The following is a 21,882-nucleotide window of genomic DNA, read 5'->3' as shown; positions in this document are numbered from 1 at the left end:
AAGATCCTATTACTAATCAAATATGACTATCTTTACGAACATTTTATTTTTTCATCAACACTTTCCCAACTTTTTCCAATGAAGTTTTGAGAACCTCATCATCAAGAGCATAGGAAAAGCGGATACAACGGTCATCGCCGAAAGCGGAACCGGGGACTAGAGCAATGCCTGCCTCTTCCAGAATCTTAGTACACATGGAAGCGGAATCAGGTGTTTCTTCGTCGAAGAAAGTATTCAAAACGGGGAACAGATAAAATGCTCCATCAGGTTTAGGACAAATAACTCCGGGCCACGAAGAAATAATATCATAAGCAAGATCTCTGCGTCTCTGGAAGGCAACAGTCATTTTATCAATCAAGTCCCAAGGACCTTCGAATGCTGCTACAGCAGCTTTCTGTGTCATGGAATTAACATTCGAAGTGGATTGTCCCTGAATTTTAATCATTGCTTTAACTAAGTCAGGATGAGCAAGTGAAGTTCCAACGCGCCATCCGGTCATGCAGAAGCTTTTGGATAATGCGCCGACAATAGCTACGTCTTCAGGATACTTTTCCCAAAAATTAGAAAGTGTAGAATAAGTCGCAGGCTTGTAAACAAGTCTATCATAAACTTCATCTGAAATAATGAAAATTCCTTTCTTTCTAGCCCACTCAGCAATTTCAGTAAGATGATCCTGAGGGTAATGTCCGCCTGTCGGATTGGAAGGAGTGTTTAAAACAAGAACTTTTGTTCTAGAAGTACAAGCCGCTTCCAGATCTTTAACCTGAGCAAGAAAACCGGATTCAGCAGTTGTCGGAACTATTACGGGTTTACCTTCTGCAAGTTCAACCATCGGAGGATAACTAACCCAATAAGGAGCAGGAATAAGAACTTCATCACCCGGATCGATCAGAGCCATGAATAGATTGTAAAGCGAATGTTTCCCGCCATTACTGATGATTGTGTTTTCTGCTTTGGCTGAAACATCGTAAAATCTTTTGTAATAACCGGCAACAGCTGTGCGCAGTTCAGGAATTCCGGGAACCGGAGTATAACGGGTGAAACCTTCATCGACAGCTTTTTTCATAGCATCACAAACATGTTGTGGAGTCTGAAAATCAGGTTCGCCAACCGCAAGGCTGACAATTTCTTTGCCCTGTGCGCGCAGTTCCTGTGCTTTTGCATTGACCGCCAAAGTTGCGGACGGCTTTGCTCTCATAAGTCTTTCAGAAATTTTCATATCGCTTTCCTGCTGCTTCAGTTATATGTTATTCCCCGATCAATGACTTGCTTTTGCCCCACTGACATCGGGAGCAATTTTCACAAAAATGACCAGTTACCGATTACCACTCTTTTTTATAAAACAAATTTGGGTTAGAAATCTTGAACATACTTTGCTTATATGACTTATTAAATATAATTCAAAAGAAGATGAACGTAAATCTTTCTGTGGGATATATCCTGCTTTCCACCGTGATTTTATAACCATTAACCGAAACAAACCTTTTTGCAAATCAGGTTCACCCCTGCTAAGATCTCAAATCAGGAGCTAAAAATGACCTACAGAATAATTTTTTTGATTACACTGCTTATGACCCTTGCCGCATGTGCTGCCGTTCCCATGAATGGTGACGTTACAATCGGAGACAGTGATCTGGGATCGGTTAAAATGTCTGCAACCAGAAATCCAACCGTGAAATCACACGCCACGTACTCCATTGTTTCAGAGCTTCCGGACGGAGCAGTATATAAAGGTAAAATACAAAGTAACCTTAAATCTGTCACTATGTTCAGTAACGACGGTAAAAGCATGAAATGCAACTTTAAAGTAAATGATTTAGTCAAAGGATTTGAATCCGGCGGAACAGGATCATGCACAACTTCTGAAGGACAGAACTTAAACGTAAAATTCTAGCCTTTCAACAACAAGGCACTATTTAATATGATCCGACTTAATCGCCTGTCGTACAGCTTCGGCTCAAACTGGGCACTCAAAGATATCTCTCTGCATGTTGATAAGGGAGAATTCATATTCCTCACCGGACATTCCGGGGCAGGCAAGACTACACTTATGCGTCTGCTTTATGGAGCTCTGCCGGTAACAAGAGGGCAGGCAAGCGTAGCAGGATATGATCTGCATAATATAAAACGTAAACATATTCCAAATCTGAGGCGTGAACTCGGAGTGGTTTTTCAAGATTTTAAAATTTTACCGAACCGCTCAGTTTATGAAAATGTGGCTCTGGCACTTACAGTCAGAAGTATGCCCAAATCCATAATAGATAAAAGAGTCAGGGCTATCATACGCGCTCTGGGCCTCGAAAGTAAAACCTATTCCAATTGCCACAAACTTTCCGGCGGTGAACAGCAACGTGTGGCAATTGCAAGGTCAATGGTAGTTAATCCCAAACTGATCCTTGCAGATGAACCCACAGGCAATCTAGATTTTGAACTTTCCATGCACCTGATGGATGTGTTCAAGCAATTTCACACCCACGGAACAACCATAATAATGGCCACTCACAGCCGTGAAATACTCCGCACAGTGCCGGATGCAAAAATTATTCACCTTGAAGACGGGCAAATATGTGAGCCTCCGGATTATATCCTTTCGGAGTTAAACCTATGATTTTTCTTCTTTTCAGACTGATAGGCAGAGGGATACGGGATTTAGGACTTCATCCCTGGGCAAACCTTTTTACGCTCATTGCAGTCACAATGGTTTCTCTGCTTGCAGGACTTTTTATGGTCACCCTGCATAACGTAAATCAGGAATTACTGAAAAGCAGAGGACAAGTTCAAATCCAGCTTTTCTGGCAGGCTGAAACATCTTCTGACCAATACAGCAAGCAATGGGAAAAACTCTCAAAGCTTGATGGATTAAAAGAAATCAGAACATTTACGCCTGACGAAGCATTGAAACAACTTTCCGAAGCTCTAAGCGGAACCGATGACTTTGCATGGATGAAAGAAGGTAATAATCCACTTCAACCAACCGCACTGCTGGCTTTTTCAGTTGAGCCGGGGGTTGAAAATGAAATGTGGGCAACCGATCTTCTCAACCAGCTTAAAGCTCTTCCTTTTGTTGATAAGGTTCATTACAATCCTTTACAGATTGATTTAGCCAGAGGTTGGATCAACCTTACACAATCCGTAATATGGCCCATAATCGGATTTCTGGGACTAGTCGTTGCACTTGTAGTCGGTAACACCATCCGCCTCTCACTCATGACTCGTAAAGACGAGATAGAAATTCTTTCTTTAGTAGGCGCAAAACAATGGTTTATCCGTCTGCCGCTTCTTACCGGAGGAGCTCTGCTCGGTTTATTGGGAAGTTCCATAGCACTTGGAACACTCTACGGTGCGCAAAAATTTTTCGAGGACGCCTTAAATTTTCCGCCGCTATTTATGAAACTGACATTTCTGCCGCCTGAACAATGCGGAGCTCTCATCGGAGCTGTCACTCTGATCGGAATGCTGAGCAGTTTTGTCGCTGTACGCGGCTAATTTTAATAATTTGATAGAGGACTTTATGAGAAGTAAAAAAATGACAGGCGGGCTGGAAAAAGCCCCTCACCGTTCCTTATTATATGCACTGGGTCTTTCTAAAGATGAAATGAACAGACCCCTTATCGGTATATGCAATTCTGCCAACGAAATTATTCCCGGTCACATTCATCTACATACAATCGTCAGAGCCGTTAAAGACGGTGTCCGCCTTGCCGGCGGTGTTCCAATGGAATTTCCCGCCATCGGAGTCTGTGACGGACTGGCAATGAACCATGCCGGAATGCGCTATTCCCTGCCGAGCAGAGAAATTATTGCTGACTCCATTGAAATCATGGCCACCGCTCATCCATTTGATGCTCTGGTTCTGGTTCCCAACTGCGATAAAATCGTACCGGGAATGCTCATGGCAGCTCTAAGGCTCAATATTCCTACAGTTATTGTCAGCGGCGGGGCCATGCTGGCAGGTAAAAAGGACGGCAAAAAAGTCGACCTGATTACTGTTTTCGAAGGAGTCGGTCAGGTTAAAACCGGTAGCATGACTGAAAATGAACTTTCTGATCTTGAACAAAGCGCCTGCCCTACTTGCGGATCATGCTCGGGTATGTTCACAGCAAACTCAATGAACTGCCTCTCCGAAACAATCGGACTTGCATTGCCCGGTAACGGAACCATACCGGCTGTAATGGCTGACCGTATCCGCCTCGCCAAAAGAGCAGGTACACGAGTAATGGATCTGCTGGAAAAAGACATTAAACCACGCGATATCGTTACTGAAAAAAGTCTCACAAATGCGGTTACAATGGATATGGCACTCGGCTGTTCAACTAACACCGTGTTGCATCTCCCCGCAATATTTGATGAAGCAGGTCTTAAACTGGACCTGACTATATTTGACAAAATCAGCCGCAACACACCAAACCTGTGCAAACTTTCACCGGCCGGACCTCATCATATTCAGGATCTGCACGATGCAGGCGGAATTCAGGCTGTGCTTGCCGAGCTGGCAAAATCAGGACGTATCGAACTGGATGCCATGACTGTCACAGGCAAGACCATCGGCGAAAATATCAAAGAACTTAACGCATGCGTTAAAGACCACGAAATAGTCCGCCCTATTGATAATCCATACAGCAACGAAGGCGGAATCGCTATTCTGTTCGGTAACATCGCCAAGGAAGGATGTGTTGTTAAACAGTCTGCGGTTGCTCCCGAAATGATGAAAACAACCAGCAACGCCAAAGTTTACAACTCCGAAGAAGAAGCTGTTGAAGCTATTCTGGGCGGTAAAATTGTCAAAGGAGATGCGATTGTCATTCTTTATGAAGGACCAAAAGGCGGACCGGGTATGCGCGAAATGCTGACACCTACATCCGCAATATCGGGCATGGGCCTTGGCGCAGATGTAGCACTCATAACTGACGGTCGCTTCAGCGGCGGAACACGCGGAGCAGCAATCGGACACGTTTCACCCGAAGCAGCATCAGGCGGAACCATCGGTATTGTTCAGACCGGAGATAAAATAAAAATTGATATTCCCGGCCGTTCAATAAATGTAGTTCTTACTGATGATGAAATTGCCGACAGAATGAAAACATTCAAACCTATCCAGAAAGAAATGCCTTCAGCATTTCTGAAAAGATACAGCCAAAATGTAACTTCAGCGTCTACTGGCGCTATTTATAAAAAATAAGTTTTATTAGCTTTCAGCATATAAAAAGGGGACTATTTTTCAAAATAGTCCCCTTTTTAATCTCCTACGAAAACTTTTAGCAATCCAGCCTAAACCCTACCCATTTCTTTCAAAATACCCATCAATTCTTGACAATCTTTTGCTATAAAATCCGGCTTTACTTTTTTTAAATCTTCGACTGACATTCTGCCTGTTGCTACAGCTGCTGTCAGTGTTCCCGCTCTTTTTCCCGTTTCAATATCAATCAGGTGATCACCTACCATCAACGCATTTTCAGGACATAAATTTATGACACCGAGAGCTTTTAAAATATGCTCTGGATGAGGCTTCACATTGTCCACATCGTCTCTGGATAAAAAACAACCGCACATTTTTTCAACATCAGGGAGTATTGTTTTTACCGCAACCGAGGTATTACGTGTAATGATTCCGGTTTTTATACCGCTTTGTTGCAATCCACATAAAATTGAATAGGTAAACGGAAACAATTTTCCATGTTTTGCCGCTTCAATTTCCATTGAAATTATTAAAAATCTGCATCTTGTGTGAAATTCTTTCCCGAGATCAGGATCATCTGTTGCAAGACAGGCTGCAATATGATCAACCCACTCAAGTGCCGGAAGGTTATCGGTTTCAGGCAAAGGGTCCAAAAAAGCTTTACCAATCGCCTTTAATCTCTTTTTCATTTCATTGAAATCAATGGTTAATTCTGCGAGAGTTCCATCAAAATCAAAAATTATTCCTTCAATTTTTTTCATAGTTTAAAAATATCCAAGGTCTTGCTTGCGAAAGCAGGTTTCTAAAGGTTATGAATGCAAATCTTGTTAGAAGATTTTACGAACTAATAACTGATTTTATCAGGAGTTCTTGTGCCAGGTAAATTTGATGTCATTATTGCAGGGGGAGGCCCAGCAGGCTCATCAGCCGCATATATCCTCGCTGAAAAAGGTTTTAAAGTAGCTATTATCGACAAGGCTGAATTCCCCAGAAAAAAGCTTTGTGGTGGACTTATTACCGACAAGACGATGAAAACTCTGGAAAAAATATACGGTTGTAACGAAAAAGATATAATTGATAATGGACTTATTGACTACGAAGCAGCCGAATATTCCGTTTATTACCGAGATCATAAAATACAGGACGGAGCATCACCGGTTCCTTTCCGTTTCGTAAACAGAGAAGTCTTTGATTACTTTCTTCTTAAAAAAGCTGCAAATGCCGGGGCGCATATTTTCACCTCGGAAGAAATAGTTCACTGCAATTATCAAGATGCTGAAATAAAAACTAAAAGTAACAAAATTTTCAAAGGTAAATATCTTCTGGGAACTGACGGAGTTAATTCCACTATCAGAAAATTTGTTCCTTATGACAAAAAAGCCTGGAAAGAAAACATGGCTTCCACCATCGAAATAACTTTCGATGCCAAAGATTATCCCAGAGAAGTAAAATGGCCTGAACTATACATAGGATGCCTTAAGGCAGGGTACATCTGGGTTTTTCCGGCAAAAGACAAGGTTGTGGTAGGTATCGGCAGTTTGAATCGCTGTACAACAAATTTTAAAGCTACTTTCATGAATTTTCTTAAAACTCAGGGAGTCAAAAATCCTGAGTCCATTCCTTTACACGGCTTTCCACTTCCGTACGGAAATTACATCAAAGATCCTTGCTATGGCAGAACCATACTGGCAGGTGATGCGGCGGGACTGGTAGAGCCTCTTTTCGGAGAAGGAATATTCTACGCATTACAGACTGGAAGATACGCTGCGGAAGCTATAGCCAAAGGTATTTCAGAAAATAAAAATCCCGCTCAATTCTATATTCCACGTTTACAAAAATATATATTCCCTGAAATTATCTACTCAAACAGATTGCGCTGGACGCTCTTCTATTCTCAAAGACTGCTCAAACACGTTTCATTTAAAATAGCGTTTAAATCTCTACCCACAAAACTTGCAGAAATGATCCACGGAATCAGATCATATAAATTTCTTTTGAAAAAATATTGGGATTAATGCGACTTAACCTGTGAAATCAACATACCACATAGCATAAGCCCGCAACCGAATAATCCTTGAGTTGTCAGCACCTCGCCCAATAGCAGACATCCGCCCAACGCCCCGAATACGGATTCTAAACTCAGTATGATCGCAGCGTGTGCAGGCTTCGCATCCTGCAATGCTATTACCTGCAAAGTGTACGCAACACCTACGGACATTAACCCGCCGTATAGGATAGGAATAGCTCCGTCAAAAATACCGCTTAATGAAACATCTTCTAAAATAAACGCGCCTATAAAACTTAATATTGAACAGGCTACAAACTGGCCGATAGCAAACTTAATAGGTTCTATCTTTGATGAAAAAAGTGAAATTACAATTACGTGCGCGGCCCAGAAAAAAGCACTTATAAGTACTAATAAATCACCGAAAGATATATTAAATCCTTCGTTAACACTCAGCAGATACATTCCGACTACCGCCAGCAAAGCACCAACCCATGTTGGCAATCCTGTTTTCTGCTTAAAGAAAAGCCCCATTATAGGAACAATTACAACATATAAACCTGTAATAAATCCGGCATTTCCGGCAGTGGTGTAAACAAGACCCCACTGTTGCAAAGAAGCTCCCAAAAACAAGACTAATCCGGTAATTAAACTTCCCTTGAAAAACTGATTCATATCCAGTTTTTTGTAAGTTCCGTCTTTCTTTTTTTCCCTGTCCATCCTGTGGACAAGTGGAAGGAGCGCAATGGCACCGAGAGCAAAACGAACAGCATTAAAAGTAAGCGGACCGACGTAGTCCATCCCTACTCTTTGCGCCACAAATGCTGTTCCCCAGATCATTGCTGTAACCAGTAAGAGTACATCAGCTTTTATATTTTTAGACTGCATTATTTTAACTTAGGTTTGAGTTTTAAAACAAGCGGGAAGAATGAACACAATTATCTAATTTCGCAAGACAAAAAGTTCCGTAGAAAAATTAATTTCTACGGAACTTTTATTAAAAACAACAAACTAAATTACAAATAAAAACAATCTGAAAATCTAAGTGGATTCAATCTCTTCAACTGGTTCAGTTAAAAGGAAATCACCCTTCTGAATCCATGATTTAAGCTTATCTGCAATTTCAAGAGAAATGACATGACTTGTTAACGGCACAGTAGGAATAACTTTCCCGTTAACTGTTATTTCACCTGATTTAAGTTCTTCAAAAGTTACGTGAGCAAGAGCACGTCCAATTCCGTTAGGATAGTCATAGCCGTAATCTTTCACAGGCATCTGAATATCAGCATCACTTACGCCGGTAAACCAGGCCATTTCTTCATTAAGAATCGGAATAGGAATACCGATACCTACTGAAGCTGTACAACCGTAACCTTGGAAGCTCAAACCGCGGAAATAACGTGGATCCATTCCTTCTAAATCACCTTTGATCATAAGAGTTCCGGATCCGCCGAGAGGTATACCTCTTTCATTACGGGCTGGATTCTTAACATGCTGTGTTCCAGCACCGATAACATACCCTTTAGAGCCAGCTAAAAAGATGCGTGTTCCAAGACCGATAGTCTTCAAATACGGATCATTGAAAAGCGGTGAAAGCTGTCCGGCTGTAGCGTAGTTTGCATTACGCTGATTAGCTTTAAGCGGCCCCATGTAAGTATAAATAGTACGGCTGGTCATATTAACTGCGCAATTGTAATTTTGATAACAATTGCGAGGGTTTAACATAACAGCATTTGGTAAATCTTTCAGCGTGATATCTTTTTCAATCTCTTTGCGCGGATAACAATCTGTTCCGTAAGCTTTGGCTTTAAGACGAACAGTCTTACCGGCAATCAAATCTTCGATTACATGACCGCCACCGTAAGCAAATCTTCCAGGATATACTTTGTTAAGCGGGTCGTCCTCAGCAGGCTCTGTAGCGCCAATATAAGCGTCCGCAGCTGCAATTCCAGCATAACATGGAACGTTATTCAGCCAAACCTGTGAAGTCTTCATTGTAGGCGGTTCCTGCCCAATATTGAACAGCATACCTGAAGAACACATCGGTGAAAAAGTTCCTGTTGTAACAACATCGATTTCTTTAGCTGCTTCAACTTTACCCTTGGAACGGACAATTTCGACCATTTCCTCAGCGTTGACAACTACAGCCTTACCATTTTTGATGCGCTCGTTTATCTCTTTTATAGTCTTGTTGACTTCAAAGGTCTTCGCCATTGAAAAGACTCCATTTTGATTAAGTTTTAGAAGAACAGAGATTGTGGCTTAAAAGCCCCTTGAATGCAATTTTATTTTTAAAATGTAATTTATCCTGACAGCAGTTTTTTAAAACGTTTTTAAGGGCATATCCGTCTTGGCTAAAGCTTTCTTTTAATGTATAAGAAACAATGCTTTTTAAGGGAAAAAAAAACTAAATTTTTCCTCTTTAATTTCAACAACTTACATCATTGGTATAAAAAAATAAATCACTTGAAGAATGCACTTAGAAATCACCTTCTGAATACATGCTCCGATTCAGACTTAAAACGCTGGTTTGACCCTATTAATCTCGATATTTCCGACGACACCGGAGATGTAGTTGTAACTTTTCCACATGCTTTTTTCGCTCAATGGTTCAGATCCAGCATCCAAGACAGATTTGAAGAGCAGTTAGGTTTATTCCTCGGTGGAGGATTTTCCGTTTCATACCTCAACAGCAGCACTTCAAGAACTCATACAGCCGGGCAAGTTACCGACACTAAAAAAATTGATTTTCCTTTCGGCCATAAATTTACTTTTGAAAATTTTCTAATCAGCAAGAGTAACTATTTTCCTCTGGCTTCCGCAAAAGAAGTAACACACGTCGACAGTGTTGCATTTAATCCCTTTGTTATCTGCGGTAAAAGCGGTTCAGGTAAATCCCACTTACTTAAATCTATTGCAAACGAGATCAGCAAAAAAGTTGAATCTGATAAAATATTTCTCGGAAATATAGACGATATTCAAAATATTTATTCCGTCCGCTTCGGCGGAGATATGATTCGCGCCAGAAACTACTTTTTCGATTTTGAATATTTCTTTCTCGATGATCTTAAGCAAATCCAGAAATACGAAAAACTCCAGCAGGAATTAATTTCTATTTTTAATAATTTCTATGAAAATGGAAAACAGATGGTTTTCTGCTGCACCGATAAATTAGCCTCCTACAGCTTTCTTGATCAGAATCTGAAGTCAAGATTGGAGTGGGGACTTATTGTGAATCTGAAACGCCCTGATCTCGAAATAAGGGCTATTTACATTCAAAAGCAGTGCAAACTTAAGAAGCTTCCGCTTACCAAAGACCAAATCCTGACACTTTCACAGAGATTTCAGGATTTCAGATATCTTCAGGGAATAATAATAAAACTTTCAGCATTCAGAGAACTTGTCCGCAAGAACATGGATGAAAAAGATTTTGAAAACATTTTGAACAACACTGAAGAAAAAACAGATGAGACTCTCACTCCCGAGTATGTGATCAAGTCTGTTGCAACGCATTTTAATCTCAAACCATCTGACCTTACCGGTAACAAACGGCATAAGATGACTGCACACGCAAGGCAGATTGCCATGTATGTTTGCAGGGATCTTTTAGGAATATCTTACCCTGCACTCGGAAGGATATTTGGAGGTAAAGACCACAGTACAGTCCTATATTCTGTTAAAAAAATACAGTTATTACAAAAGGATGATAAGGTTTTGAAAAGGGTGTTGATAGATTTGAAGAATACGTGTCTATTACGTGTTTCAAACTGAACAAGTTCATAAACAGTGTCTATATGTTCACAATGAATGACATTGAATGTATAAAAAAAAGTAAATGTTTTTAAATAGTTAACTCAATAAGAAACATAAGAACCAACCTTACTAAATCTACAAGGAGAATATATATGTATTTAAAGGTGAATAGGGACGAAGTCATCGAAGGATTGCAGAAGTCTGCCAGCATCATTCCCGCAAAAACAGGAGCTGCATATTTGCGGACAATCTGGCTGAAAAGTGAAGAAGGAAATTTGAGGATTATGTCCACAGATTCCAATCTTGAATTTTGCGGAACTTATCCTGCTGAGATCATCGAAGAAGGTCTTGCCGGAGTTCAGGGACGTGCTTTTTATGATCTGGTAAGAAAACTTCCTTCAGGAGAACTGGTAATCAAAAGTGATCCTGACGGATCAAGTATTCTGGTAGAGCAAGGATCAAGGAAATACAAACTTCCAGTAAATGATCCAACATGGTTTCAGAAATTTTCCACTTTTCCTGCTGAAGGAGCTGTGTACTGGTCAGGTGACTTTCTTCTTGAAATTATCGAACGCATTGCATTCTGCATAAGCGACGAAGACAGCATGGAAGCAATTGCTTGTATGAACATCGTTCCTTCTTCTGATGAAAACGGAAACTATGTTGAAGCATGCGGTCTTAACGGACATCAATTCGCAAGACTTAAATTTTTCAATGATGATATTCATGCTCTTCTTCCTGAGGAAGGCATTCTTATTCAAAAAAAATATCTTTCTGAACTTAAAAAATGGCTCACTGATGATGAAATTGAAATGAGCCTTATTGAAAAAAGATTATTCTTTAAGACTGCTGATGGAAAAGAAACTTTCAGCATGCCTCTGAGTTATTATCAGTATCCAAATTACAAGAATTTTCTGGCAAAGCTTAATGACGATGATGTTTCCCGTATGAAAGTTGAAAAATCAGAGCTTTCAAACGCTCTGGACCGTATTTCTATTTTTAATACCGATTCAAATCGTTGTGCGTCTTTCATGTTCAACCCCGGTGAACTTATTCTTTTCAGTCAGGGGCAGGAAGTCGGAACAGCAACAGAATCCATAGAAGTTGAGTTTAGCGGTGAAATGGAACGTATTGCATTTCCTACAAAGAATCTGATTGAGATCCTCGGTCATTTTCAATCTGGAAAAATCAGCTTTACTCTGACAGGATCTGAAGCTCCTTGCGGTTTAACCGGAGATGAGGACAATGAGTACCTCGTAATTGTTATGCCTATGAAGGTTCAGGAAGAGACTTACTACAGCGAGGAAGATGTTTAATGGCTCAAAACAAAGATCAGTATACAGCCGATTCGATTACCGTCCTTGAGGGATTGGCAGCTGTAAGAAAAAGACCTGCTATGTATATCGGTTCAACCGATACAAGGGGTCTTCATCACCTTGTATACGAAGTGGTGGACAACTCTATCGATGAAGCTATGGGTGGCTATTGCTCAAAGATTAAAGTTAAACTTCACATGGATAACAGTGTAACCGTTTCGGATGACGGCCGCGGTATTCCTGTCGATATTCATCCGAAAGAAAAAAAACCCGCTCTTGAGATCGTTATGACCCTTCTTCACGCGGGTGGTAAGTTCGACAACGATGCTTATAAAGTTTCAGGTGGCCTTCACGGGGTCGGAGTATCGTGTGTAAACGCTCTTTCCGAACATCTTGAGGCTACGGTCAGGAGAGACGGTAAAATGTATCGTCAGTCGTATGTGAGAGGAGTTCCGACAGGTCAAGTGGAATGCATCGGTGATGCTGTTACAACCGGAACAACCATCCGTTTCAGACCTGATGAACAGATTTTTGAGACTAATCACTATGATTTCAATGTGTTAAGAAAGCGTTTTCAGGAACTAGCTTATCTGAACAAAGGTCTTGAAATCGATTTTCTCGATGAAAGAACCAATGAAAAAGCAAGTTTTAAAGCTGAAGGCGGTATTGTTGAGTTTGTCAAAGATCTTAATAAAAGTCAGACAGCTGTAAGTGAAGTTGTATATGCTTACACTGAAGTGGAAAACGTAGTTACCGAACTGGCATTGCAATACAATACAGCCTACAAAGAAAACACTCACACTTTTGCCAATAATATCCGCACAGTTGAAGGCGGAACTCATCTGGCCGGTTTTAAAACCGCGCTGACAAGAGCAATCAACACTTATATTCAGAACTCTGATCTGCCTAAAAAGCTTAAACAGAAGCTTTCCGGTGAAGATGTTCGTGAAGGTCTGACTGCTGTATTGAGTGTTAAACTTTGTGATCCTCAGTTTGAAGGACAGACCAAGACCAAACTTGGTAACTCCGAAATGATGGGTATTGTTGCAACAATGGTTTACGACAAACTTTCATCTTATTTTCAGGAAAATCCGAAAGATGCGAAGTCAATTGTCGAAAAAGTTGTTGATGCTGCAAGAGCAAGAGATGCGGCAAGAAAAGCTCGTGAACTTGTCCGCAGAAAAGGCGCTTTGTCTGACCATTCACTTCCCGGTAAACTTGCTGATTGTCAGAGTAAAGATCCTTCAGAATGTGAATTATTCATAGTTGAAGGGGACTCTGCTGGCGGTTCAGCTAAGCAGGGGCGTAATCCTAAACATCAGGCAATTCTTCCGCTCAGAGGTAAAATTCTGAATGTTGAAAAAACCCGCTTTGATAAAATGCTCGGTAATAAAGAAATCCGTGCTCTTATCACTGCTATGGGTATCGGCATAGGACAGGAAGAAGGTGAAAAAGATTTTAACAAGCTCAGATATCACAAAGTCGTAATTATGACTGATGCTGATGTTGACGGATCGCATATCCGGACACTTTTGCTTACTTTCTTTTTCAGACAGTATGAAGAACTCATCCAGAGAGGTCATTTGTATATTGCTCAGCCTCCTCTTTATAGAATTGCAAAGGGTAAATTTGAAAAATTCATTAAAGACGATATAGAGCTTTATACTTTGCTTATTCAAAGGGTTGCAAAAGATATAATTATCAAAAGTAGTAACGACAAAGAATACACAGGTGAAAGACTTGCCACTCTGCTTGAGGATATCCGCTTTATTAAAAATAAAGTTTTTGATGCTATAAATATGGGTATTTCTGATAAACTTTTTGCTGCTTTAATCAGCTATGAAGGTAAAATAACTCCTGCTGATTTTGTTGAAAGTGATCCTGAAGAATTTGTCAGTAAAATGCTTAAATCCGGGTTTAAAGTTTTTATCGAACGTGAAGATGATGATGGTGAAGAACGGGTTTATGTTACTTTTGAAAATGAAAACGGAAACCGCACAAGACTCGCTGTTGAATTCTTCAATTCCAAACTTTTCAGACATTCTTTTGAAAAGAACAGGAATATTGTACAAGAATGTTCCGGAAACGATTTTGTTATTGAACGCGGTGAGATAACTATACCTGTCACCGGAATATTTAACCTTCTCGATGCAGTCCTTGAAGAGGCATACAAAGGAATCAATCTACAGCGCTATAAAGGTCTGGGTGAAATGAATCCTGAGCAGCTGTGGGAAACCACAATGGACCCTGATAAAAGGTCTATGTTGCAGGTAACTATCGAAGATGCTGTAGGTGCCAATGAAATCTTCATGGATTTGATGGGAGATAACGTTGAGCCACGCAGAGAATTTATTGAAAGAAACGCTCTTGCAGTTCAAGAGCTTGATATTTAATTCCGGCAATTTCCGTTTCCAATCGGAGGAAAATAGTGGATCAGATTACTATCGAAGAAGAACTTAAAAAATCGTACTTAGAGTATTCTCTAAGCGTCATCATAGGGCGAGCTATCCCTGACGTAAGAGATGGTCTAAAGCCGGTTCACAGGCGTATTCTTTACGCTATGCACGAACTGGGAAATAGTTATAACAGAGCATACAAGAAATCGGCTCGTATCGTCGGTGACGTAATCGGTAAATATCACCCGCATGGTGATTCTGCTGTTTACGATGCTCTTGTACGTATGGCGCAGGGATTTTCCATGCGCGATCCGCTTGTTGACGGTCAGGGTAACTTTGGTTCCATTGACGGCGACGCTGCGGCAGCAATGCGTTATACTGAATCAAGAATGTCAAAGCTCAGTTCTGAGTTTTTAGCTGACCTTGAAAAAAATACAGTCGATTTCCGAGATAACTATGACAACTCTCTGCAAGAACCGACTGTTCTGCCTACTAAAGTTCCTAACCTTCTGCTGAACGGAACAACTGGTATAGCAGTCGGTATGGCGACAAATATTCCGCCTCATAATTTAGGTGAATTATTAGACGGAACTCTGCATCTTCTGGATGCTCCTGAATGTTCTATTGATGATCTTATGAGATTCATCAAAGGGCCTGATTTTCCTACATCGGGATTGTGTTTCGGTGGTAAAGGGCTTGAAGAAGCTTATAAAACAGGTCGCGGAAGTATTAAGATCAGGGGTGTGTTGGGAGTTGAAGAACTTAAAAACGGTCGTCAAAGTATCGTTATAACTGAAATTCCATATGCTCTTAACAAATCAACACTAGTTGAAAAAATAGCACTTCTCATCGGAGAAGGTAGAATTGAAGGTGTTTCTGATCTTCGCGATGAATCAGACCGTAAAGGTATCCGCATTGTTATTGACCTTAAAAGAGGTTCAATCGCTGATATCATTATCAATTCACTTTACAAATTCACTCAGCTTGAAACCAGTTTCGGTATCAACATGATGGCTGTTTCCGGTAACAGACCAATGTTGATGAACCTTAAGAATATTCTTAGTTTCTTCCTTGAACATCGCCGGGAAGTTATTATCAGGCGTACAAGGTTTGACCTTGATAAGTGTGAAAAGCGTGCACATATACTCGAAGGTTTAAAAATTGCCCTTGATAATATTGATGAAGTTGTAAAAATCATCAGAGCATCAAGCAATGGCGATGAAGCCAGAATCGGACTTATCGATCGCTTTGAGTTTTCAAGGGTTCAGGCTCAGGCAATTCTTGATATGAGATTGCAGAGACTGACTAACCTTGAGCATGAAAAAATTCTTGAAGAATATGCTGAGATTCTCAAAAAGATTGAATACTTCAAAAGCATCTTAGAAAATGAAGACGTTTTGAAATCTGTAATCAGAGAAGAGCTTACTGATATAAGAGCTTCATATTCAACAGATCGCAAAACCGTGCTTATGGATCAGAATCCTGATGATATTGATATCGAAGATCTGATTCCTGATGATGACGCAGTTATCACTCTTTCAAGACGCGGCTATATCAAACGTACCCCTCTTTCCAATTATCAGCAGCAGAAGAGAGGCGGAAAAGGTATTGCAGGAGTTCAGACAAAGGACGGAGACTTTATCCATACTTTCCTGACAACTTCGAATCACCAATTCCTGGTGCTGTTCACTACGAAAGGGAAGATGTTCAAAATTAAAGTACATCAGGTTCCCGAATCCAGCCGTATAGCCAGAGGTGCACATATTGCCAATCTGCTTCCGCTGGAAAAAGATGAAGCGATCGCAACAGCTCTTACTATGCGCGAGTTTGAAGAAGACCGCTTCTTCCTGTTCGTGACTAAGAAGGGAATGGTAAAACGTTCCAGCATTGCTCTTTACCGTAATTGCAGACAGTCCGGAATCAGGGCCGTCAGTATGAGGGAAGACGATCAGCTGATCACGGTAAAAGAAGTTTATGCTGATTCCGAAGCAATTCTTGTTACCAAGAACGGTACTTCTATCAGATTCAGCTGTCAGGATGCCCGTGCAATGGGTAGAGTTGCCAGCGGCGTAAAGGGTATTGCCCTCCGTCCTAAAGATGAAGTTGTTTCAGGTGTTGTCACCGGTGATGAAGAACGTACCCAGCTCCTTACAATCTCTGAGGGCGGTTACGGTAAGCGCACAAATATTGAGCAGCATCGTCTCCAGACCAGAGGTGGTAAAGGTATAATCAGTATGCGCGTTACAACCAAAACCGGTAAGGTTCTTGGTTCCATTATGGTTTCAACTGACGATGAAGTTGTTATTCTTACTTCTGCTAATAAAATTATCCGCCTCGGAGTTAAAGACGTAAGTCTTGTAGGAAGAGCAACTCAGGGTGTAAGGCTTGTTAGAATGGATGAGAATAATCATGCAGTCGGATTTGACCTTGTAATGGATGACGGCGTTGAAGCTCTTGTTGATGAGGAAGAAACCGAATCATGAGACAATGGTTTATATTAATTTTCGTATCCCTGTTCCTTATGGTTCAGGGGTGCGAAAAACCCGCTGATGATAATTTTAAGGTAATTGAAAAAGCGCGTAAAAATTTTATCAGCGGGTTTTATGTTGATTCTGAAAAAGGCTTTGAAAGATATCTTCAAGATAATCCACAAGGTAAATACAGGTTTGAAGCGTGGAATTACCTCGTAAAAATAGATTCAGAAGTACGTCATGACAGTGAAAGAGGAGCTTCTTTACTGGAAGCTATGTATCTTGAATTTGGTCACAAGAACGATCTCGCGGCGGATTTAAAGGGTAAGCTTGCGGAGATGTACATAAGAAACGGTCAATATAAATTAGCCGTTGAAGCTCTTGAAAAAAGTTTAGAATTTCCAGATCAATCGTCTGAACAGCTTGATTCAACAAGAACATTATTAGCTAAAACTTTTCGTGATTTAAGAAATTATGATTTGGCAATTTATACCTATAATGATCTTGCCGGCAGCACTGATGATTCGAAAATAAAAGCTAAGGCTCTGTATGAGATGGCACAAACCCTCACTCTTATTCAGGCGTGGGAAAGAGCAGAGTCAGAACTTAATAAATTGATAGTAATGGATAATGTTCCAGAAAATATTCATGCAAAAGCGACATTTCTGCTTGCAGATATTCATGAACAAAAGCATGAATTTAAAGAAGCTATAGAATTGTTAAATAGAATCGTTGATACTTATCCTAATCCGCAAGCGGTGCAGTATAAGCTTGAATATTTAAAGAAACTTGAATTGTCCGGTGGAAAAGAAATAAAAGAAGTTAAAGATCGTAATATTAAAGTTAAAGACACCGGTAATGATGAAAATGAATCTGACGATTTTGGTGGGGCTATTTGAATTAAAGCTGGTGGCTGAGATATTTAATCTTTAAGGAAAATATCCCGCCACCATTTTTAATTTCCTACCACTCGACCGGCAACCGCACTTTCTTTTTATCCTTATTCGTGAAAAGCACATACCCGTTTTCTTTACCGAATAGATAAACATCTCTGGTTACAGCAACATCCTGCTTGCAATAATCGGTGATGAGATCCAGCCTTCCTTCTTTCCACCATTCCAAAGCTTGCAAACCATCTGCGCTTTTAGCTGTGTCTAATGTTGCCTGCGCGATGTTATCAAGTTTCAGTCTATATCCCAGCTTTTCGTGTACTTTTATAAGTAGATCCAGAGTAGGTAAACCTTTGTAATGGAAAGCATGCACTCCTGATAGTACTTTGTAATCAAACCTATCGATATTAAAGCCGATTATTAGGTCCATTTTTTGAAGGCGATCTATCATTTCAGGGATCTGATGCTCTTCATATTCGAAGAATTTATCTTCTTCAGAATCGTAAAGGACAGCGATGGATATACCCATGCGTTCAGCTTTATTCCAGCCGCCAACTTCTTGAGCTGAGCGTCTTGTTTCAACATCAAGCACTCCGAAATTTTTCGGTTCAATAACTTCCTTTTTAATTTCTTCGCCGAAAGGTCTGAGAAGCATATTTATATCCTCAATATTTTTAGGTGTTTCACCATGTATCATATTTTGCAGAACAAAAATTGCGGCACTTTTATCGATAGGACGATTGCCTGATCCGCATTTCGGAGAATGCACACATGTCGGACATCCAAGTTCGCACTCACAGTCTAAAACTATTTGTAAGGTCCGTTCAAGTAGTTCCTCTGCATGTTCAAAGGCCTGCATAGTTAGCCCTGCACCGCCGGGAATACCATCATAGATAAATACTGCCGGACCATCTACCTGCTCGTGCATGGGAGTTGAAATTCCGCCTAAATCGTTGCGGTCAGTGAGAACCATTAAAGGAAGAATTCCAATCGCGGCATGTTCCACAGCATGAATACCGCCCATGAAATGAATAAATTCATCCTCAGCTCTAAGTTTAATTTCAGATGAAATTTCCATCCATAACCCTTGCGTTTCAAATATGACCGGAGGCAGATCTAGAGGGACAATTCCTAACAACTGTCCGCCGCGCACAGCTCTTTTTTCATACCCTGTCACTTGCTCAGTTACTTTCAGTTTACCGAAACGCATTACAATGCCGAATACTGTTTTTTGAGAGTATATCTCAAGTATCTGTGTCGATTTATTTTTACGCGCGCGGGTGTAATAACCAACTCGTTGTTTGACAGCTGAAATTTTTCTGGAAGCTAAATCCAATTCTTTAATGCAGTATGTATTTCCGCGATGAATATAAACTGCGCCTTCGTGAGCCTCGGAATATGCTTTTACTTCGTCAATGGTACCGATAGGTTCTGATGTATCATAGTCTTCAATGTGAATGGTACCGCCGGCACCGCGTAGAGATATTTCCCGATGAGGTCTTTTTCGTTTGGAATAAATTTCATCGCCGCGTTTGTTTCGCAGAAGTACGCCTTCCTGCTCAAGTTCAAGAACTCTACTTCTGATTTTATCATCTTTGAGAAGATAGTCATTTTCGCGCAAAGTAAGTTCAGAAGCAGCACAGATGAGGTGTTTTTCCATAATTACGGGATTATATGGATTGAGCACAGCGTTCTCAGGCGGCCGTGAGAAAAAGTCTTCAGGATGGCGCATGAAATACTGATCAAGCGCATCTTCCTGTCCAATGAGGATAACTGCTGATTCCTGATTACTGCGCCCGACGCGTCCACCTCTTTGTAAGGTGGCCATAATTGATCCGGGATAGCCGACCATAATACAGAGATCCAGTCCGCCGATATCAATTCCGAGTTCAAGCGCGCTTGTGGATATTACTGCAAGTAATTCGCCTGAGGACATTTTTAATTCAATTTCTCTTCTTTCCTCAGGAAGAAATCCTGCTCTGTATGCACTTATTTTATCTTTATATTTTCCGGCTTTTTCACTCACCCACATGGCTATGAGTTCAGTCATTTTGCGGGACTGTGTATAGACTATTGTTCGTAAACCTCTGGTAAGTGCGGCTTTGAGCAGCTGTATAGCTGCATTTGAAGGGCTGACCACAGGATTGAAAAAAACAAAATTGCGTTTTCCTGATGCGGCTCCACTTTCAGTAATTGCTGTAACTTCAAGACCCGTCAGAGAATTACAAAGAGCGGCCGGATTACCGACTGTCGCTGATGAAAAAACAAAAGAAGGGGTCGCTCCGTAAAAGTTACATATTCTGAGCAGTCTGCGGAAAACCATAGCCATGTGTGAACCCATCACGCCGCGATAAGTATGCACTTCATCCACAACGATATGTGTAAGTCCGGCAATAAAAGAAGCCCATCGTTCGTGATAAGGCAGGATGGATAAGTGAAGCATTTCAGGATTGGTAAGAATAACAGACGGTGGATTATCGCGTATTTTTTTACGTTTATAGGGGGTGGTATCACCGTCATAAATTGCTGCATCCGGCCTGATATTTTCTGGCAGAAGGGCAGTCATTTCATTGAAAGTTTTAAGCTGATCCTGTGCAAGAGCTTTGAGCGGAAAGAGGTAAAGAGCGTGGTTATCAGGATTACGCAGACATTGTTCAAGAACAGGCAGATTATAAGTAAGTGTTTTACCACTGGCGGTAGGTGTTGCAACTACGACATTTCTTCCGGCACGGGCGTAGTCAGTTGCTTCCGACTGATGAGAGTAAAGATTCTCTATTTCTCTGAAATTCATAACGCAATCAAGAGATTCAGGCCATTTATGACGCGATTCACCGTACAAAGCACTATTACCGTCAATCACTCTGTGATGAACGACCTGATCCCCCATCACCGGAGAGGCGAGAAGTGAATTTATGTATTCCTGTACTTTGTCTTGCTGTTTCAAGTGGCAACCCGGTTTATGATTCAAGATCAATTAAGAATCATACCGGATGAGCACTTCGTCAAGGATTAAGAATGGAGTTAAAAGGCAAAAAGGATGGCGGCATCGAGTGGTGAGGGAGGAGGCTCGACACCGCCAAAGGGGTTGAACTAACAATTCCAAATGAGTAAGGCTTGTGTAGTTATTTCTATAATATAATAAATTCAGCGAAAATCAAGAATATTTAGTATTTTTTTTAAGTAATAAAGGTTTAAGAAAGATATATATTAGTAATTGTTTAAATACAGTATATTACAAAAAATTATGAACATATCAAAGAATGAATATACGAGCTTGCGCTTATAAAATTTGAATGTATATTGAAGTTTATATTTTTAATCATTTTGATAGAATCTAAAACCCGGAGCGAACTAAAATGGAAGTATTAGAAGCGATCCATACTAGAAGAAGTGTCAGGAAGTACGAAGATAAACTTATTTCTGAGGAATTGATTAAAGAGCTTCTCAGCGCAGCTATGATTGCGCCAAGTGCGGGCAATGCACAGCCGTGGCAGTTTATTGTAGTTGATGATCATGAAAAATTAGCCGGAGTTAAAGAATATAGTCAGTATGCCGCAATGGCGGAACATGCGCCTGTCGGTATTATTGTTTGCGGTGATTTGAGTCTTGAAAAATATCCCGGATACTGGGTGCAGGATTGTGCCGCAGCTACACAGAATTTACTGCTGGCAGCTCGCGCGAGTGGTCTGGGCGCAGTCTGGACAGGTATTTATCCGATGGAAGACAGAGTGAAAGCTTTCTCACAGCATTTCAATCTGCCTGAAAAAGTAATACCGCTCAGTTTTGTAGTACTGGGATGGCCTACTCATGAACAAAAGTATAAAGATCGTTACAAAGAAGAACGGGTTCATAAAAATAGCTGGTAGTTGATTTCT

Annotated in this window: 16 protein-coding genes; 11 read left to right on the top strand and 5 right to left on the bottom strand. The window is 40.7% G+C overall.

Translation table 11 applies throughout. The features are described from left to right. Window positions 1-43: 43 nt before the first annotated feature. Window positions 44-1,219: a pyridoxal phosphate-dependent aminotransferase gene (locus JEY82_RS08235; protein WP_304084784.1), complete on the bottom strand. Its 1,176-nt coding sequence runs from the start codon at window positions 1,217-1,219 to the stop codon at window positions 44-46. 315 nt (window positions 1,220-1,534) lie between these two features. On the opposite strand from JEY82_RS08235, the gene JEY82_RS08230 reads away from it, so the two are divergent. The 4 genes from JEY82_RS08230 to ilvD are packed head-to-tail and all read left to right on the top strand — an operon-like array spanning window position 1,535 to window position 5,179. After that, complete coding sequence (locus tag JEY82_RS08230) at window positions 1,535-1,894, top strand: hypothetical protein (RefSeq protein WP_304084781.1); 360 nt, start codon at window positions 1,535-1,537, stop codon at window positions 1,892-1,894. A gap of 27 nt (window positions 1,895-1,921) precedes the next feature. Then, window positions 1,922-2,608 (top strand): cell division ATP-binding protein FtsE, encoded by a 687-nt coding sequence (ftsE, locus tag JEY82_RS08225; RefSeq protein WP_092158020.1) that lies wholly within the window; start codon window positions 1,922-1,924, stop codon window positions 2,606-2,608. Continuing rightward, entirely contained in the window at window positions 2,605-3,486 is an 882-nt protein-coding gene (locus tag JEY82_RS08220; RefSeq protein WP_304084777.1) for an ABC transporter permease, read from the top strand. The genes ftsE and JEY82_RS08220 overlap by 4 nt, the downstream gene beginning before the upstream one ends. Before the next feature lie 25 nt (window positions 3,487-3,511). Then, a complete protein-coding gene (gene ilvD / locus JEY82_RS08215) occupies window positions 3,512-5,179 on the top strand; it encodes a dihydroxy-acid dehydratase (protein ID WP_304084774.1) in 1,668 nt (555 codons plus the stop codon). An 89-nt stretch (window positions 5,180-5,268) separates the two neighbouring features. Here ilvD and JEY82_RS08210 read toward each other — a convergent pair whose 3' ends face one another. Next, window positions 5,269-5,937, bottom strand: coding sequence for an HAD family hydrolase (locus JEY82_RS08210; protein WP_304084773.1), 669 nt, complete (start codon window positions 5,935-5,937; stop codon window positions 5,269-5,271). A 111-nt stretch (window positions 5,938-6,048) separates the two neighbouring features. On the opposite strand from JEY82_RS08210, the gene JEY82_RS08205 reads away from it, so the two are divergent. Then, a complete protein-coding gene (locus JEY82_RS08205; protein ID WP_304084771.1) occupies window positions 6,049-7,191 on the top strand; it encodes a geranylgeranyl reductase family protein in 1,143 nt (380 codons plus the stop codon). Here the strand turns inward: JEY82_RS08205 and JEY82_RS08200 are convergent. Beyond that, on the bottom strand, window positions 7,188-8,069 hold the full coding sequence (locus JEY82_RS08200; protein WP_304084769.1) for a DMT family transporter: 882 nt from the start codon (window positions 8,067-8,069) through the stop codon (window positions 7,188-7,190). The genes JEY82_RS08205 and JEY82_RS08200 overlap by 4 nt on opposite strands. A gap of 153 nt (window positions 8,070-8,222) precedes the next feature. After that, entirely contained in the window at window positions 8,223-9,395 is a 1,173-nt protein-coding gene (locus tag JEY82_RS08195; RefSeq protein ID WP_304084766.1) for a homocysteine biosynthesis protein, read from the bottom strand. 252 nt (window positions 9,396-9,647) lie between these two features. On the opposite strand from JEY82_RS08195, the gene JEY82_RS08190 reads away from it, so the two are divergent. The 5 genes from JEY82_RS08190 (at window position 9,648) to JEY82_RS08170 (ending at window position 18,016) form a co-directional block, all read left to right on the top strand. After that, window positions 9,648-10,952, top strand: coding sequence for a DnaA/Hda family protein (locus JEY82_RS08190; RefSeq protein WP_304084763.1), 1,305 nt, complete (start codon window positions 9,648-9,650; stop codon window positions 10,950-10,952). A gap of 134 nt (window positions 10,953-11,086) precedes the next feature. Next, on the top strand, window positions 11,087-12,250 hold the full coding sequence (gene dnaN, locus JEY82_RS08185; protein WP_304084760.1) for a DNA polymerase III subunit beta: 1,164 nt from the start codon (window positions 11,087-11,089) through the stop codon (window positions 12,248-12,250). After that, window positions 12,250-14,643 carry a DNA topoisomerase (ATP-hydrolyzing) subunit B gene (gene gyrB / locus JEY82_RS08180; protein WP_304084757.1) on the top strand — a complete coding sequence of 798 codons (2,394 nt, stop codon included), beginning with the start codon at window positions 12,250-12,252 and terminating at the stop codon, window positions 14,641-14,643. Before dnaN ends, gyrB begins: the two co-directional genes overlap by 1 nt. 35 nt (window positions 14,644-14,678) lie before the next feature. Then, window positions 14,679-17,129 (top strand): DNA gyrase subunit A, encoded by a 2,451-nt coding sequence (gene gyrA, locus JEY82_RS08175; RefSeq protein ID WP_304084755.1) that lies wholly within the window; start codon window positions 14,679-14,681, stop codon window positions 17,127-17,129. After that, a complete protein-coding gene (locus JEY82_RS08170; protein ID WP_304084752.1) occupies window positions 17,126-18,016 on the top strand; it encodes a tetratricopeptide repeat protein in 891 nt (296 codons plus the stop codon). The genes gyrA and JEY82_RS08170 overlap by 4 nt, the downstream gene beginning before the upstream one ends. 64 nt (window positions 18,017-18,080) lie before the next feature. Here the strand turns inward: JEY82_RS08170 and JEY82_RS08165 are convergent, their stop codons facing one another. Next, entirely contained in the window at window positions 18,081-20,894 is a 2,814-nt protein-coding gene (locus tag JEY82_RS08165) for a DEAD/DEAH box helicase (protein WP_304085066.1), read from the bottom strand. Window positions 20,895-21,363: 469 nt separating this feature from the next. On the opposite strand from JEY82_RS08165, the gene JEY82_RS08160 reads away from it, so the two are divergent. Continuing rightward, window positions 21,364-21,873, top strand: coding sequence for a nitroreductase family protein (locus JEY82_RS08160; protein WP_304084749.1), 510 nt, complete (start codon window positions 21,364-21,366; stop codon window positions 21,871-21,873). Window positions 21,874-21,882 lie beyond the last annotated feature (9 nt).

Origin of the sequence: Maridesulfovibrio ferrireducens (genome assembly GCF_016342405.1) — a bacterium.
Taxonomy (GTDB): domain Bacteria; phylum Desulfobacterota; class Desulfovibrionia; order Desulfovibrionales; family Desulfovibrionaceae; genus Maridesulfovibrio; species Maridesulfovibrio ferrireducens_A.
This window is presented reverse-complemented; position numbering and strand designations above follow the sequence as displayed.